The organism is Ruegeria hyattellae, assembly GCF_041537925.1.
Classification (GTDB): Bacteria; Pseudomonadota; Alphaproteobacteria; order Rhodobacterales; family Rhodobacteraceae; genus Ruegeria_C.
In genome coordinates this window covers 94,817-109,125 of the sequence record NZ_JBGOSH010000001.1, presented here as the reverse complement: position 1 = coordinate 109,125, position 14,309 = coordinate 94,817, and the positions used below count along the sequence as shown (strand labels likewise).

Below are 14,309 nucleotides of genomic sequence, written 5' to 3'. Positions count from 1 at the left end.
TTCTTGTTGGGGCGTCACTAGCAACAGACGCCCGTTTGAGCAAGCAAGCTAGCGCTCGATCTGGATTTCCAGATCCGCACCATCGCCGATCGCCTCGTTGATCCGAGCGATGGCGTCGGCGGTGATGTCCGTGGCATTGGCGCTCAGGAAAACATCCGAGCGTTCCAGAATGACGCCCGCGCCGGTATCCCGCATCAGCGTTTCCAGTACCGGGCGGACGGCCTCAAAGAACACCGCGCGCGCCTTCTCACGGTTCAGCGTCAGCGCATCAAGCTTGGCCTTCTGGTTGGCGCGGTGTTCTTCTACCTTCTTGTCAAAGGCATCGGCCAGCGCGCGGAAGGCTTGCGGGTCGGTTGTGGCGCGGCGCTCGGTCAACGATTCTTCCTCGCGGCTCAACTCTGCAATGATGCGCTCGTTCTCGGCGGAAAGAACAATGCCCTCGGCCTCCAATTCGCTGAGCACACGTTGACCGAAATTAGAATCGGCAAAAAGCCGGTCGGCGGAAATGGTCAGGATCTGGCCGGTGGGCAGGCCAGTATCCTGTGCCGCCGCCGGTGGCGCCCCGAAGAGCAGCGCCACTGTCATTGCCAGCGCAGCGCCCAGGCCGGATCTGCGCCCAAGCACCATCCGGGATCAGAACCGCGCCTGCAGGGTCACGTCGAAACTCTGCTCCTTGTCGAAGTCCTCTTTCTGAAGCGCCTTTGAAAAGTTAAAGCGCAGCGGGCCAAAAGGGGTTGTCCAGAGGACCGAGAAACCGACCACTTGCCGGAGCGACCCGCTTCCCCCGACGATAGAGGCGCCGGTGGTATTCACATCATCGATATTCCACAGGTTGCCCAGATCGTAGAACAACCCACCACGGATCCCGTATTCTTCGGGCAGTCCGAGCGGGAAATCGGCCTCGAGCCGTGCAACTGCGTAATAGTTGCCGCCGATGGCATCATCCACATTGTTGGACAGATCGCGAGGGCCGATGCCCGCTGGCTCGAACCCGCGGAAGGTGCGCGGCCCCAGCAGAAAACGGTCGATCGTGCGGCTGTTGCCATCGCCAAGCCAGTGGAAAGCGCCAAGCTCGACAGTTGCCTTCAGGGTCACCTCTTCGCTCAAAACCAGGCGCTGCGCTGTGCTGGTGACCTTTGCCTTGACAAATTTGTCATCTCCACCAAGCCCCGCCGCGTCCACATCGGCCCGGAACAGAACACCTGCCGTGGGATCAAGCCCGCTGCGACGGCTGTCATAGACATAGCTCACCCCCAACCCGCTGGCAGTCCGCTTGCCCTCGGCGATTTCCGAGGCGATGACCGCCCCTACCGGCTGAGACCCCCGGTTGCGCATTTCACTCTGGCCCCAGTCATAACGCAACTGCATTGAGGACAATTCGCCAATCGGAAATGTCACGCCGGGCGTGAAGAAGACACGTCTGGTATCGTAGTTCGAAAAACTCGAATCGCGCGCGGCATATCCAAGATCCAGATCACCACGCAGGTCACGCCCCAGAAGGTTGGGTTCGGAGAAACTGAAGGTATAGCGCTCTGATTCCTGCGCCGTTGAAAGATTCAGCGATACACTCTGTCCCCGGCCTAGGAAGTTGTTTTCTGTCAATCCAATCGCCAGACCAAACCCGTCCGCCGCCGAGTAGTTACCGCCGAGGTTGAGCGAGCCGGTCGGCTGCTCTTCGACATCCACATCGACAATAACCCGGTCCGGGGTAGAGCCTTCGCGGGTTTCCACATCGGAATTGGCGAAGAAGCCCAGAGCACGGATCCGTTCCGCGCTCTCGCGGATTTCACGCGGGTTGAAGGGGTCGCCCTCGACCGTCCGGAACTGGTTGCGGATCACCCGGTCCAGGGTTGTAGTGTTGCCCTCGATATCGATCCGCTCGACAAAGATGCGCGGTCCACGCACCAGCGCGAAATCGATATCCAGGCTCAGGTCGCGGTCATTGCGAGTGATCCGGGGTTCGACCCGCAGGAAATCTACTCCGTTGCGCAGGCCCAGCTTTTCAAGGCGCGCGATTTCATTGTCCACCAGCGACGGGGAATAGATCACCCCCGGGCGGACCTTGATCGCCTCCAGATAGGGCGCGGGATCAACGCCCGCGATCTCGCTGGACACGGTGACCTGACCAAACGAGAATTGCTGGCCTTCGGTAACGTTGAGAACAAGGAAGAACGCGTCGCGCTCGCGGGTGAATTCCACGTTGGAACTGTTCACGCGGAAATCGACATAGCCGCGCGACAGGTAAAAGTCGCGCAGAACCTGTTTGTCGAACTCGATCCGGTCGGCAATGAACGTGTCAGCCTGAATGAAAGTCCGCAGCAAACCGGCTTGTTTGGTTTCAAGCACGCGGCGCAGGCGGCGGTCGGAATAGTTGCGGTTGCCGACAAAACTGATCCGCTCAACTTCGATCGTTTCGCCTTCGGCGATCTCGAAGACCAGATCGACACGATTGTCATTGCGGCGGATGATGCGCGGGACAACCGTTGCGGCAATACGCCCTCGCGCCGAATAGACATCCGAGATCGCAACAGCATCCCGTTCAGCCTGCTCAGGCGTGTACACACGGCGCGATTCCGAGGATACAACTTCGGTCAGCACTTCGTTCTTGATCCGCTTGTTGCCTTCGAAGCTGATCTGGTTGATCGTCGGGTATTCCGCGACCTTCACGATCAAGGTGCTGCCGCGCGGGATCATCTCGACTGTTTCAAATACGCCACTGTCAAGAACCCGCTGCACGGCATCGTTGAGCTGGCCCGCGCTGACTTCCTTGCCACGTTCGATTCCCGTGCGGGTGATGATGGTCGAGGTTTCGATCCGTTCGTTGCCCTCGACCTGGACCGAATTGAAGACATAGGTTTGCGCCGCTGCCATATCCGGCAGGGTTACAAAAGCCGTTGTCGTCAAAAAGAAAATCGCAGCCAGCGCGCGCCACAACATATTGCCGCTGCCCCGTGCTCCGCCGCAGGATGTACCCGTCCCCGTGCCAGTCTTCATTTTTTGTACTACCCGATTTCAAACCGCTATTTTTGCTTTTCACTAGCGGGATTGAAGCGAGTTGTCAAAACACCAAAGGCACGCAACCCTGCGGTTCACGTGCCTTTCTTGGAAATCAGAGCCCGAGAATCAGAAACTGTTGAGATAAGCGCCCATGGCGAGACCTGCCCCAAGCGCGCCCACAAACAGCAGGCGGTCCCAGTTCAGTTCAAAAAGCAGGCTTAGCCCGCGATAGGAATGTTGAAGTGTCTGCATGGCAAACCCCCAAAGAATGAATGGGAATAAACTAGTGTCGGAATATGGCGAGACTTGGGCAGACCTGCGGCAACAAGAGGGACGAAGTCAGCAGAACAAGTCGTTGCTGAGCGCAAAGACCATCAGGCCGAGGATCAGCGAAATGCCCGCCGTCATCAGCACCCGCAGGGCCAGATCACTGGGCGGTTTGCCTGCAATCGCCTCATAGGCGTAAAAGACCAGATGTCCGCCATCCAGCGCCGGGATCGGGAACAGGTTCATCAGGCCCACCGCCGCCGACAGCACTGCAATGAACCCGATGAAGCTTTGTGCACCCTGACTGGCCATTGCGCCCGATGTTTCGGCAATTCCGATCGGACCCGAGATGTTGCAGGTGCTGATTGCGCCGGTGATCATGTGCCACAGGCCCGAGACCGATCCGCGAATGATCCGCCAGGTCTGCTCGGTCCCTTCGGCCAGGGCCTGCACCGGCCCCGCCCGTTCTGTCGCAGGTTCCAGCGCCATGCCGCCGACAATACCGATCCGCCAATGGGTGACAAAACCACCATCGGGCTGCGGCTCGTCAGTGCGACGGGGCACAAGCGCAAACTCAAGCATCTCGCCATCGCGCCAGACATTCAGCAGCAGCCCCTTCCCGTCCGATCCTTCGACTGCATCCTTCAACTCGGAGAACGCAAAGACCGGCGCGCCGTCAATGCCAGTGATCACATCACCGGGTTTCAGGTCGATATCCATCGCAGCACTGCGGGGCGCCACCGCACTGACCAGTGGCGGAAACAGCCACGGCCCCTGAACCAGCACGTCCTGCCCGTCACGAACGACTGCATATTCGAGCACCGGTTTGGGCTGCAGATCATCGATGAAATCGCCCCAGGCATCGGTGTTACCAATATCGGGCACCACCGCCCCGTCGATCGCCGTGATCCGGTCCCCAACCTGCAATTCCTCGACCACATTCGGCAGCGGCTCGACCGCGCCCACGGTCAGGGGGTCGCTGGCGACGCCGCGAAACATGAAGATCGCGCCGAAGACGAGGATCGACAGGATAAAATTGAATACGGGGCCCGCAGCTACCGTCGCAGTCCGTGCCCAGAGCGGCGCACCATGCATCGAGGCGCGCACGGCCTGCGGGTTGTCCTCGGCCAACGTCTGCATTGCTGCGCCATCCTTGCCCGAGGCCGCATTGGCATCGCCCAGAAACTTCACATAGCCACCAAAGGGCAGCAGTGCGAATTGCCAACGGGTGCCGTGGCGGTCGACCCTGCTCCACAATACGGGACCAAAGCCCAGCGAGAACACCTCGGCGTGAATGCCCGACCAGCGCCCGACGATGTAATGGCCGTATTCGTGGACCGCTACGATCACCGAAAGCGCCACCACAAAGGCAATGATGGTGTACAGAAGTCCGCCGAACTGCGGGATCATCCCTAGAATGTCCAAATGTCTACCCTGCTCTTGCGCCGATGGTTTCATCGGCCCGGATACGTGCCAGATGGTCCGTTTGCGTCACGTTATCAAGTGTCATTGGGGCGTCAATAAGTCCCGGATCGGTCTCAAATCGGTCGAGCACCGCCTCGACCGTCGCCGCCATTTCGAGAAAACCGATGCGTCCCGCTATGAAGTGATCCAGCGCCCTCTCCTTGGCGGCGTTGAACACCGCCCCCGACAACCCGCCGCGCCGCATCACCTGCCGCGCCAATGCCAACGCCGGATAGCGGGCATCGTCGGGTGCACGGAAATTCAACTGCGCCTGCTGCGCCAGATCCAGTCGCGCCACCGGCAGATGCTGCCGGTCTGGCCAGTTCAGCGCATAGCCGATCGCGTGTCGCATATCGGGTGCGCCCAGATGCGCCATCATCGCCCCGTCCTGGAATCCGACCATCGCGTGGATGATCGATTCCGGGTGAACGATCACTTCGATTTGCTCTGTCGCGACACCGAAATATTCTTTGGTTTCGATAACTTCCAGCGCCTTGTTAAACATGGATGCACTGTCGATGGTGATCCGCTGGCCCATCGCCCAATTGGGATGCGAGGACGCTTGTTCCAGTGTCGCCTCTTTCAGCGCCTCCAGCGGCCAGTCGCGAAACGCGCCGCCGCTGGCGGTGATGACGATACGCTCCACCGCCGAAATATCCTCGCCGGTCAGAGCCTGGAACACCGCCGAATGTTCACTGTCGACCGGCAACAGCCGCGCCTCATGGCGGCGTGCGGTGTCCAGCACCAGCCGCCCCGCACAGACCAGTGATTCCTTGTTGGCCAGCGCCAGCGTTGCGCCCTGCTCCAAAGCCCGCAACCCCGGCGCCAGTCCGGCGGCGCCGACAATGGCCGACATCACCCAATCAGCGGGACGCGCACCTGCCTCGATCAGCGCCTCCGGGCCTGCCGCGACCTCGATACCAGTCCCCGAGAGTGCCTCGCGCAAGGCCTGGTACTGGCCCGCATGGGCAGTGACCGCCAGTTGCGCCTTCAACGCCCGCGCATCCGCCGCCAGTTGGTCGATATTGGCGCCGCCGGTCAGGGCCACAACTTCGAACCGTTCAGGGTTTCGGGCGATCAGATCCACGGTATTCTGCCCGATCGAGCCGGTCGCTCCCAGGATGGAAACCCGCCGCATTACATTGGCCCCGGCGCATAGATCAGCCCAGCGATCAGCACAAAGAGCGCTGCCCCCATCATGCCATCGAACCGGTCGAGAAACCCGCCATGGCCGGGGATCAGGCTTGAACTGTCCTTGACGTTGCAGTGCCGCTTGAGCGCGCTTTCCGCCATATCGCCCGCCTGGCTCGCCATCGAGGCCAGCACCGACACCAGCACAAACGGCACACCGAAACCGACCTGCATGGCAACAGCGGCGCCAACCAGTGCTGCGGCGACCCAGCCTCCGACGATCCCGGCCCAGGTCTTGTTGGGGCTCACACGCGGCCAGAACTTGCGCCCACCGATAGACTTGCCCACGAAATACCCGGCCACATCGGTGGCCACCACCACGCCAACTAGCCATAGCATCCAGCCAAAGCCCATCGTCAGACGGATCGAGATGAACCCCAGCCCCGCGGCACTGATCCACAAGGCAAAGACCGCAAAAAGGCCGCGCCGAACCTTGACCTGCCCGACGCCCACAAGCACCGGCGCCAGAAGGATCGGCAATCGGAAAACCAAAGGTACATGATAGCTGATCAGCACTGCCAACCCAGTCAAGATGCCCAAATGGATGGCCTCGTTACGCTTATCCGGGGCGATGATCCGCACCAGTTCCCAGATCATCACGCCACAGGCCGCCGCGATGAAGCTTTCAAACCACAAGCCACCCAGCCAAAGCTCGATCGCAGCAATCGCAACCAGAACAACCGTCGACGCGATCCGCGTCGCCAGATCGGACCACTTGCTGTCGCTCATGCGCGCACCGCACCAAAGCGGCGGTCGCGCGCGCCGTAATTCCGGCACAGGCGCGCCAATTCTTCTGCGGTGAAATCAGGCCAGAGCGTGTCGATGAACTCATATTCAGCATAGGCCGACTGCCAGAGCAGGAAGTTCGAGATCCGCGCCTCGCCACTGGTGCGTATGACGAGATCGGGGTCCGGCAACACACAGGTATCGAGATAACGCGGCAAGGTTTCCTCATCGACGTCGTCGGGGTTCAGCTTGCCCGCGGCTACATCCTGCGCCAACCGCTTCGTGGCGCGCGCCACCTCGTCACGGCCGCCATAGTTCAGCGCGATGGTCAGGTTCACACGTGCATTGTCGCGCGTCTTTTCCTCAAGCGTGTCCATCAACGCAACCAGCTTGTTGTCCAGTCGCACCCGGTCGCCGATGAAACGCACGCAAACGCCGCGTTCGGACAGCGCGCGGGTTTCTTTGGTGATGTAACGGCGGAACAAGGTCATCAGCCCCGCCACCTCGACTTGGGTCCGCTTCCAGTTCTCGGTCGAAAAGGCAAAGATCGTTAGATATTCGACACCCAGTTCGGGACAGGCCTCGACCACTTCGCGCACCCGGCGCGCACCCGCGTGATGCCCGAACAGTCGCGGTCGCCCGCGCGCCTGCGCCCAACGGCCATTGCCATCCATGATGATTGCGACATGGCGAGGCCCGCCAGCTGTGTCAGAGAAAGGATCCTTGGGCATCGCCTGACGCGTTTATACCTGCATGATTTCGGCTTGCTTGGTTTCCAGCGCGGTATCGACGGCCTTGATCATCTCGTCGGTCAGTTCCTGCACCTCGGTTTCCCAGAATTTCTGGTCATCCTCGGACATGCCGTCGGCCTTGGCTTTCTTGATCTGGTCCATCCCGTCACGACGCACATTGCGGATCGCCACACGTGCACTTTCGGCATAGTGCCCAGCCACCTTGCCCAGTTCGCGGCGCCGTTCCTCGTTAAGTTCCGGGATCGGCAGCATGATGATCGTGCCGTTGAGCTGTGGGTTGATGCCAAGCCCGCTTTCGCGAATGGCCTTCTCGACCTTGCCGACCAGAGACTTGTCCCAGACATTCACTGTCACCATGCGAGACTCGGGCACGTTGACGGTTCCGACCTGGTTGATCGGCGTCATCGAGCCATAGGCATCCACCATCACTGGCTCCAGCATCGAGGCCGAGGCCCGGCCGGTGCGCAGCGACGCAAACTCGGTTCGCAGATTGGCCATCGAGCCATCCATGCGGCGCTTCAGATCATCGGTATCCAGTTCGAAATCTTCAGACATGCTGCCCACTCCCCTTGCTTCAGGTGCTGTTTTGACGGGTCATACGCCATCGGCTTCTGGATGTATAGCAATCATGAACCACATTCACAGCAAAGACGAGGCCGACCAGCCGCTATCTCCAGACTTCAAGCGGCAAACTTACCGGCAACACTTGTCACGGCCCGCAACTGAGCAGCTCAAGATTTGCTGCCATTCACTTGGCCGATCAAGCGAGACACATTTTGCCATTGGGAGCATCCATGGATGGTTCAGGTATCAATAATGGCAACAGAGATCTGTTCGCTCCTTGCGTATTTGGCATCCTAAGCGGTTTCTGCTTCAATCCAGCGGCGGAAGAGTCTGATCTTGCTCAGGTTTCTTCGCGATTCCGGATAAACCAACCAATGCGCCATCCCGTCCGTCGCAACCAGATCAAAGGGTTGTATCAGGCGGCCGGATGCAAAGTCCTGGGCAAAGAAACGCGGGGAGAGCATCGCGATACCATGCCCGGCCATCGCCGCCTGCGCCGCCTCGGTTTGCGAGGCCATCGAGGTTCCGGTTAGCCGGTCCAGCAGTGCAGCATCGCAGCCCGCCTGTTCCATCCAAATGCGCCAATAGGAATCGCCGGGGCTGATCAGCGGAAAATCGAACAGTTCAGCCGGTGTGCGCGGCCCTGCCCCCAGCGCGGGCCCAAAGACCGGCGTGAACTCGGTCGGCATCAGCCGGTGCGCGCGTAGGCCTGGAAAGTCGCCGTCACCGTAGCGGATGGCCAGATCGACCTCGGCGCGGGCGAAATCCGCCCGTTCCTCATGCGCCAGAACACGCACGGCAATCTCGGAATGCGCAATCTGAAAGCGACCGATATTGGGGGCCAGCCAATTGGCCGAGAACGTCGGCGTGGCGCTGATCGTGAGTGTTGCCTGCTGATCCGCCTCGACCGTCTGAAACGCCGCCCGCATCAGGTCGAACGCCTCGACCACTGATTTTGCCAGCCGTTCACCATCGCGGGTCAGATGCACCTTGCGAGCCGCGCGCGCGAACAGGCGGAACCCCAAACGCTCCTCCAGCACCCGGATCTGGTAACTGACTGAGGCCTGGCTCATGCCCAGTTCCTCGGCCGCGCGGGTAAAGCTCTGATGCCGCGCGGCGGCTTCAAAGGCGCGGATGGCGGCGAGGGAGGGAATCGCCTGCATCATGCATAAACTCTCCTTATGCTTTCATGCTGTCTCTGAGTTTCACAATACGTCGTTTTTTTAAGAACTATTGTGTACAGATCAAATCAGTAAATCAGAAAGCGCATCCCATGCATAGACTGTACCTGGGCATCAAGCGACGCATGAAGTATTGGAATTTTTGTCAAATGAGTTCGGGAAAACGCCGCATAATCCATATCGACCAACTGGACGATCATATGAGAAGGGACGTCGGACTGCCACCCAGACGCGACCAGTAGGCCAGCGGATCACGCGTCCAGTTCGGTATCCCAATAGAGGAAGTCGATCCAGCTTTCATGCAGGTGATTGGGCGGGAATTTCCGACCGGAATTGCGCAATTCCTCGGCTTGCGGTCGACGCGGGGGTTTACGCAGGCTCATCCCGGCGCGGCGCAGCGATTTCGATCCTTTGCGCAGGTTGCAGGGCGCGCAGGCGGCGACCACATTTTCCCAGCTTGTGACGCCTCCTGCTGCGCGGGGCACCACGTGGTCAAAAGTCAGATCCCCCTTACTGCCACAATACTGGCAGTGGAAACCATCTCTCAGAAATAAATTAAAGCGCGTGAAGGCCACGCGCTTTTGGGGTTTTACATAGTCTTTCAGGACAACGACCGAGGGTATCCTGATTTCCGTCGACGGACTTCGGACAACCTCGTCATATTCCGCCACGATATCCACCCGGTCCAGCCACGCGGCCTTGATGGCATCCTGCCAGGCCCACAGTGACAAAGGATAATAGGAGAGCGGCCTGTAATCCGCATTCAGCACCAGCGCCGGGTGCTGTTTCAGGGCGCCTGGCTCCCTGACAAATTCGGTCCTGAAATCGCCATCCATACCTGACTCTCCACTCGCCCTGCTCTGTCCTCTTGTGACATCAGGGCGGGGAGCCCCGCCCCTGCCTTTGATATAACTATATATCGTGGTCACGTCCTGACAAGCCTTGAATTTCCACAACATATCGCCGTCTTGCTAACGGGCAACCGTAACACGGACATGACGGATATCCACATGCTTGCCCACAGCAGCCGCGCCCGCTAGGACGGGGTCATGAGCTGGTTCATCCGTTTCAACAAACCCTTCGACGTGCTGTCGCAATTCACCGACAAAGGCAGCGAAGGCAGCCCGCGCCGGACGCTGTCCACGTTCATTGACCTGCCCGGTGTTTATCCGGCGGGACGACTGGATCGCGACAGCGAAGGGCTGATGCTGCTGACCGATGACGGGCGGTTGCAGGCGCGGATCACGGACCCGAAACACAAGATGGCCAAAACCTATTGGGCCCAGGTCGAGGGAATCCCGGATCAGACGGCGATTGATGCCTTGCAGAAAGGTGTCGAGCTCAAGGACGGTCTGACCCGCCCGGCGCGCGCGCGCCTTATGGATACGCCTGATGGTCTGTGGCAACGGTCACCGCCGATACGAGTGCGCAAATCGGTGCCCGACAGTTGGATCGAACTGACCATCCGCGAAGGCCGCAACCGGCAGGTACGGCGCATGACTGCCGCCGTGGGCCACCCCACCCTGCGGTTGATCCGATGCCGGATCGGCGACTGGTCGCTGGACGGGCTGGGGTCGGGCAGATGGGAGGCGCTGCCACCGACTGACAGACCCCGCCGCGGGTGATATAGTCGGGCATGACCGACAGATTGCCCCCCGCCCCCGCACCCTCTGCCATTCTCGAAGCCACGCTTTATGCCGAGGATCTGGATCTGGCCGAGGCGTTTTATGGAACGTTGCTGGGGCTCGAATGCATCCAGCGCATCGGCAAGCGGCATGTCTTTTACCGGGTCGGCCCCGCCGTGCTGCTGATCTTCAACCCGCATCAGACGGTGTTGCCCCCCAACAATCCCCGCCTTCCCGTGCCGGCCCATGGCGCACACGGTCATGGGCATGTGTGTTTCACGATGGATCGCGAGGCCATTGAGATGATGCAGGCCCGGCTCTTGACGGCCAATGTCACAATCGACACTGCGTTCGACTGGCCCAACGGGGCCAGATCGCTCTATGTTCGCGATCCGGCCGGCAATTCGGTGGAGTTTGCCGAAAGTTGGCTGTGGGGCGAACCGGGCTGACTTAGCGCAGCGGCTGCTTTTCGCCGCCCACGACACGATAGATATCGCGCGAGACGACGCCCACCTGCCCCAGCGCCTGTTGAAAGACAGCCATATGGGGCGCGGTGAAATGTGCCTCAAGCGCGGCCTGATCTGTCCACTCTTCGTAGACCCGGAACAGGGTGTCGGACCCGATCACCTGGCTGAATTCGTAGATGATGCAGCCCGCCTCCTGAGTGGTTTCGGCGACCATGGCCTGTGCCGCGACCTTGGCGGCTTCGACCCCTTCGGGCGAGATTTCGATTACTCCGGTGACGATCAACATGTCTGTCCTCCCAATTCCGCCCTGTTCAAAGGCTCAGCTTGTCGCGCATGAAGGCCAGCGCAACGCTCAGCCCGTCGGGCGCGATACCGTGGCCGGTGCCTTTCATCACATGAGCGTAGACCTCTTTGAAGCCTGCTTCCTGCAGCGCCTCGGCGGCCTCGGGCAGTGATTGCGGCGGCACCACGTCATCGGCATCGCCATGCACCAGCAGCACAGGCATGCGGCTGACCACCTCATCGGCCAGTGTCTCGGGGCTGAGCAACCGACCCGAGACGGCGACGATGCCCGCCACCGGGTCTTCGCGTCGGGGCGCGACATGCAGGCTCATCATCGTGCCCTGACTGAAGCCGAACAGCACGACCTGTTCCGGCAGCATATCCTCGTCCACCATCAGCGCATCGAGATAGGCGTTCAGATCCTCGACCGCCGCCGCCATTCCGCGCATGGCCTCCTCCTCGGACGAGCCGTCGATCCAGGGGATTGGAAACCACTGATAGCTGCCGGGCATGCCGGGGATTTGTTCAGGCGCGTCGGGGGCCACGAAGAGCGTGTCGGGCAGGTGTTCGCCCAGCACATCAGCCATCCCCAGCAGGTCCGCGCCATTGGCACCGTAGCCGTGCAGAAACACCACAACCGATCGTGCGGTGCCCGAATGCGGCTCTTTCCGGCCGGAGTTCAAAACGCGCGTCATCTGATACCTTCCCTGTCCTTGGCCACGCGGTAATAGGCCCAGAGCACGCGGGCCGCAACCGACCGCCAGGGCGACCAGTCTTCCGCCATTTGTCGCAGTTCCTTTTCCCTGGGGCGCTCGGGCAGGTCATAAAGAACTTTCGCCGCCTCCTGCAGCGCCAGATCACCCGGAGCAAAGACATCAGCGCGACCCAGCGAGAACATGGCGTATATCTCAGCGGTCCAGGCGCCGATGCCGGGCACCTCGACCAGCGTTGCAATAACCTCATCTGAGGGTGCGTCGCGCAAGGCATCGTAGTCGATCCGCGCCTCGGCCAGCGCGCGTGCATAGCGGATTTTTTGACGGCTGAGACCCACTGCGCGCAGATCGTCCTCACCGGCCCAGAGAATCCTTCGCGGCCCGGTCAGCTTGGCCGCCTTCAACCGGCCCCAGATCGCATTGGCTGAGGCGACGCTGACCTGCTGGCTGACAATGGCACTGAGAAGCTCGGCAAACCCGTCCGGCTTGCGCCGCAAAGGCAGCGGGCCGGTGAGCGTCATGGCATGCGACATGCGCGGGCAATGACCGGCCAGCCAATCCGCCCCTTCGGCCACGCAGTCGGGCGTTTCGATGATCCGTTCGCTTTGTGCCATCCCTGCCCGTTTTCGTTGCGCGGTGCTGCGGCACCGTAACCGCATCCGGTGCAGTTGCAACCGCTTGTCGCGCTGCGCAATCGGGGATACGTGTGCAGGCATGACAGACGCACTCGCCCCCACCGACGACCGCACCGCCCGCCGCAATGTTGTGGTTCTGGTGGCGGCGCAGGCTGTGCTGGGCGCGCAAATGCCGATGATCTTCACGATCGGAGGGCTGGCCGGGCAGTCGCTGGCGAGCAATGTCTGCCTGGCGACCCTACCGATTTCCATGATCGTTCTGGGGTCGATGCTGGCGGCCACGCCGATGTCGGCGATCATGCAGCGCTGGGGCCGCCGCGCCGGGTTCATGCTGGGCGCGCTGATGGGCGCACTGGGCGGCGTGGTGGGGGCCTATGGCCTCTACCTGGCGTCGTTCCCGATCTTTCTGGCGGGCAGCTTCCTGACCGGCATCTATATGAGCGCACACGGGTTCTATCGCTTTGCCGCCGCCGATACCGCCTCGGACGCGTTCCGGCCCAAGGCGATTTCTTATGTGATGGCGGGCGGGCTGGCAGCGGCCATCATTGGGCCGCAACTGGTGAAGCTGACCGCCACCGCATACGTGGTCCCGTTCCTTGGCACCTATGCGGCAGTAATCGCACTCAATCTCGTCGGATCGCTGCTGTTTCTGTTCCTCGACATACCGCGCCCTGCGCCACCGTCGGCGGACAGCCCCAAGGGCCGCACAAGGTGGGAGTTGATCACAACCCCCCGTATCGCGGTGGCGGTGATCTGCGCTATGGTGTCATACGCGCTGATGAACCTTGTGATGACCTCGACCCCGCTGGCGGTTGTGGGTTGCGGCTATACCACACATGACGCGGCAGATGTGGTCACCTGGCATGTGTTGGCCATGTTTATCCCAAGCTTCTTCACCGGCCATCTGATCGCGCGCTTTGGCGTCGAGAAAATCGTGGCACTGGGGCTGGTCATTCTGGCAGCGGCAGGAGTTGTCGCCCTGGAAGGCGTCGAGTTGAACAATTTCTTCCTCGCCCTGATCCTGCTGGGGGTCGGCTGGAATTTCGGCTTTATCGGCGCCACCACCATGCTCGCCGATTCCCATGCACCCAGCGAGCGGGGCCGGATGCAGGGGCTGAACGACCTGCTGGTCTTTGGCGGCGTGACCTTTGCCTCGGTCGCCTCGGGCGGGCTGATGAATTGCTCGGGCGGCAACCCGGTCGAGGGCTGGACCGCCGTGAACCTTGCCATGGCCCCCTTCCTGGTGCTGGCGGGCGGCGCGCTGATCTGGCTGGTATTGCGCCCGAAAGAGGAACTGGCCTGAGCGGGGAGAACTCATCGCTTCTGCTTCGAAACTTGAATGTCCGGTCGCCGCGCGGCGTATGCCCGCAGGCGGGCGCTACAACGTCTGTTCGGTGCGCATTATGGTTCCAGGTACATCTTCATTCGCCGGTCAGCGCGCCGGT

Annotated in this window: 16 protein-coding genes; 3 read left to right on the top strand and 13 right to left on the bottom strand. The window is 61.1% G+C overall.

The features are described 5' to 3' along the window. Window positions 1-48: 48 nt before the first annotated feature. From AB1E33_RS00505 to AB1E33_RS00460, 10 genes are all read right to left on the bottom strand, one after another. On the bottom strand, window positions 49-585 hold the full coding sequence (locus AB1E33_RS00505) for an OmpH/Skp family outer membrane protein (protein WP_372575299.1): 537 nt from the start codon (window positions 583-585) through the stop codon (window positions 49-51). Window positions 586-633: 48 nt separating this feature from the next. After that, window positions 634-2,994 (bottom strand): outer membrane protein assembly factor BamA, encoded by a 2,361-nt coding sequence (gene bamA, locus AB1E33_RS00500; protein ID WP_372575298.1) that lies wholly within the window; start codon window positions 2,992-2,994, stop codon window positions 634-636. Window positions 2,995-3,123: 129 nt separating this feature from the next. Continuing rightward, complete coding sequence (locus tag AB1E33_RS00495; protein ID WP_372575297.1) at window positions 3,124-3,249, bottom strand: hypothetical protein; 126 nt, start codon at window positions 3,247-3,249, stop codon at window positions 3,124-3,126. An 87-nt stretch (window positions 3,250-3,336) separates the two neighbouring features. Beyond that, complete coding sequence (gene rseP / locus AB1E33_RS00490) at window positions 3,337-4,689, bottom strand: RIP metalloprotease RseP (RefSeq protein ID WP_372575296.1); 1,353 nt, start codon at window positions 4,687-4,689, stop codon at window positions 3,337-3,339. A 4-nt stretch (window positions 4,690-4,693) separates the two neighbouring features. Next, a complete protein-coding gene (gene dxr, locus AB1E33_RS00485; protein ID WP_372575295.1) occupies window positions 4,694-5,866 on the bottom strand; it encodes a 1-deoxy-D-xylulose-5-phosphate reductoisomerase in 1,173 nt (390 codons plus the stop codon). After that, complete coding sequence (locus AB1E33_RS00480; RefSeq protein ID WP_372575294.1) at window positions 5,866-6,648, bottom strand: phosphatidate cytidylyltransferase; 783 nt, start codon at window positions 6,646-6,648, stop codon at window positions 5,866-5,868. The genes dxr and AB1E33_RS00480 overlap by 1 nt, the downstream gene beginning before the upstream one ends. Then, window positions 6,645-7,376: a polyprenyl diphosphate synthase gene (uppS, locus tag AB1E33_RS00475; RefSeq protein ID WP_372575293.1), complete on the bottom strand. Its 732-nt coding sequence runs from the start codon at window positions 7,374-7,376 to the stop codon at window positions 6,645-6,647. Before uppS ends, AB1E33_RS00480 begins: the two co-directional genes overlap by 4 nt. A gap of 12 nt (window positions 7,377-7,388) precedes the next feature. Next, window positions 7,389-7,952, bottom strand: coding sequence for a ribosome recycling factor (frr, locus tag AB1E33_RS00470; protein ID WP_372575292.1), 564 nt, complete (start codon window positions 7,950-7,952; stop codon window positions 7,389-7,391). Window positions 7,953-8,254: 302 nt separating this feature from the next. Then, a complete protein-coding gene (locus AB1E33_RS00465; protein ID WP_372575291.1) occupies window positions 8,255-9,127 on the bottom strand; it encodes a LysR substrate-binding domain-containing protein in 873 nt (290 codons plus the stop codon). Window positions 9,128-9,393: 266 nt separating this feature from the next. After that, window positions 9,394-9,978 carry an HNH endonuclease gene (locus AB1E33_RS00460; RefSeq protein WP_372575290.1) on the bottom strand — a complete coding sequence of 195 codons (585 nt, stop codon included), beginning with the start codon at window positions 9,976-9,978 and terminating at the stop codon, window positions 9,394-9,396. 213 nt (window positions 9,979-10,191) lie between these two features. Here AB1E33_RS00460 and AB1E33_RS00455 point away from each other — a divergent pair, with 213 nt between their 5' ends. Both AB1E33_RS00455 and AB1E33_RS00450 read left to right on the top strand, forming a co-directional pair. After that, window positions 10,192-10,767 (top strand): pseudouridine synthase, encoded by a 576-nt coding sequence (locus AB1E33_RS00455; RefSeq protein WP_372575289.1) that lies wholly within the window; start codon window positions 10,192-10,194, stop codon window positions 10,765-10,767. Between the two features lie 11 nt (window positions 10,768-10,778). Next, the gene (locus AB1E33_RS00450) at window positions 10,779-11,216 is read left to right on the top strand and encodes a VOC family protein (protein ID WP_372575288.1); all 438 of its coding nucleotides are present in this window, start codon (window positions 10,779-10,781) and stop codon (window positions 11,214-11,216) included. A gap of 1 nt (window position 11,217) precedes the next feature. Here the strand turns inward: AB1E33_RS00450 and AB1E33_RS00445 are convergent, their stop codons facing one another. From AB1E33_RS00445 to AB1E33_RS00435, 3 genes are read right to left on the bottom strand one after another with little or no spacing between them, the layout of a single operon-like run. Beyond that, entirely contained in the window at window positions 11,218-11,520 is a 303-nt protein-coding gene (locus AB1E33_RS00445; protein ID WP_372575287.1) for a putative quinol monooxygenase, read from the bottom strand. 25 nt (window positions 11,521-11,545) lie between these two features. Beyond that, the gene (locus tag AB1E33_RS00440; protein WP_372575286.1) at window positions 11,546-12,211 is read right to left on the bottom strand and encodes an alpha/beta hydrolase; all 666 of its coding nucleotides are present in this window, start codon (window positions 12,209-12,211) and stop codon (window positions 11,546-11,548) included. After that, complete coding sequence (locus tag AB1E33_RS00435; protein ID WP_372575944.1) at window positions 12,208-12,843, bottom strand: DNA-3-methyladenine glycosylase family protein; 636 nt, start codon at window positions 12,841-12,843, stop codon at window positions 12,208-12,210. Before AB1E33_RS00435 ends, AB1E33_RS00440 begins: the two co-directional genes overlap by 4 nt. A 100-nt stretch (window positions 12,844-12,943) precedes the next feature. Here AB1E33_RS00435 and AB1E33_RS00430 point away from each other — a divergent pair, with 100 nt between their 5' ends. After that, window positions 12,944-14,167: an MFS transporter gene (locus AB1E33_RS00430; protein ID WP_372575285.1), complete on the top strand. Its 1,224-nt coding sequence runs from the start codon at window positions 12,944-12,946 to the stop codon at window positions 14,165-14,167. Window positions 14,168-14,309: the final 142 nt, after the last annotated feature.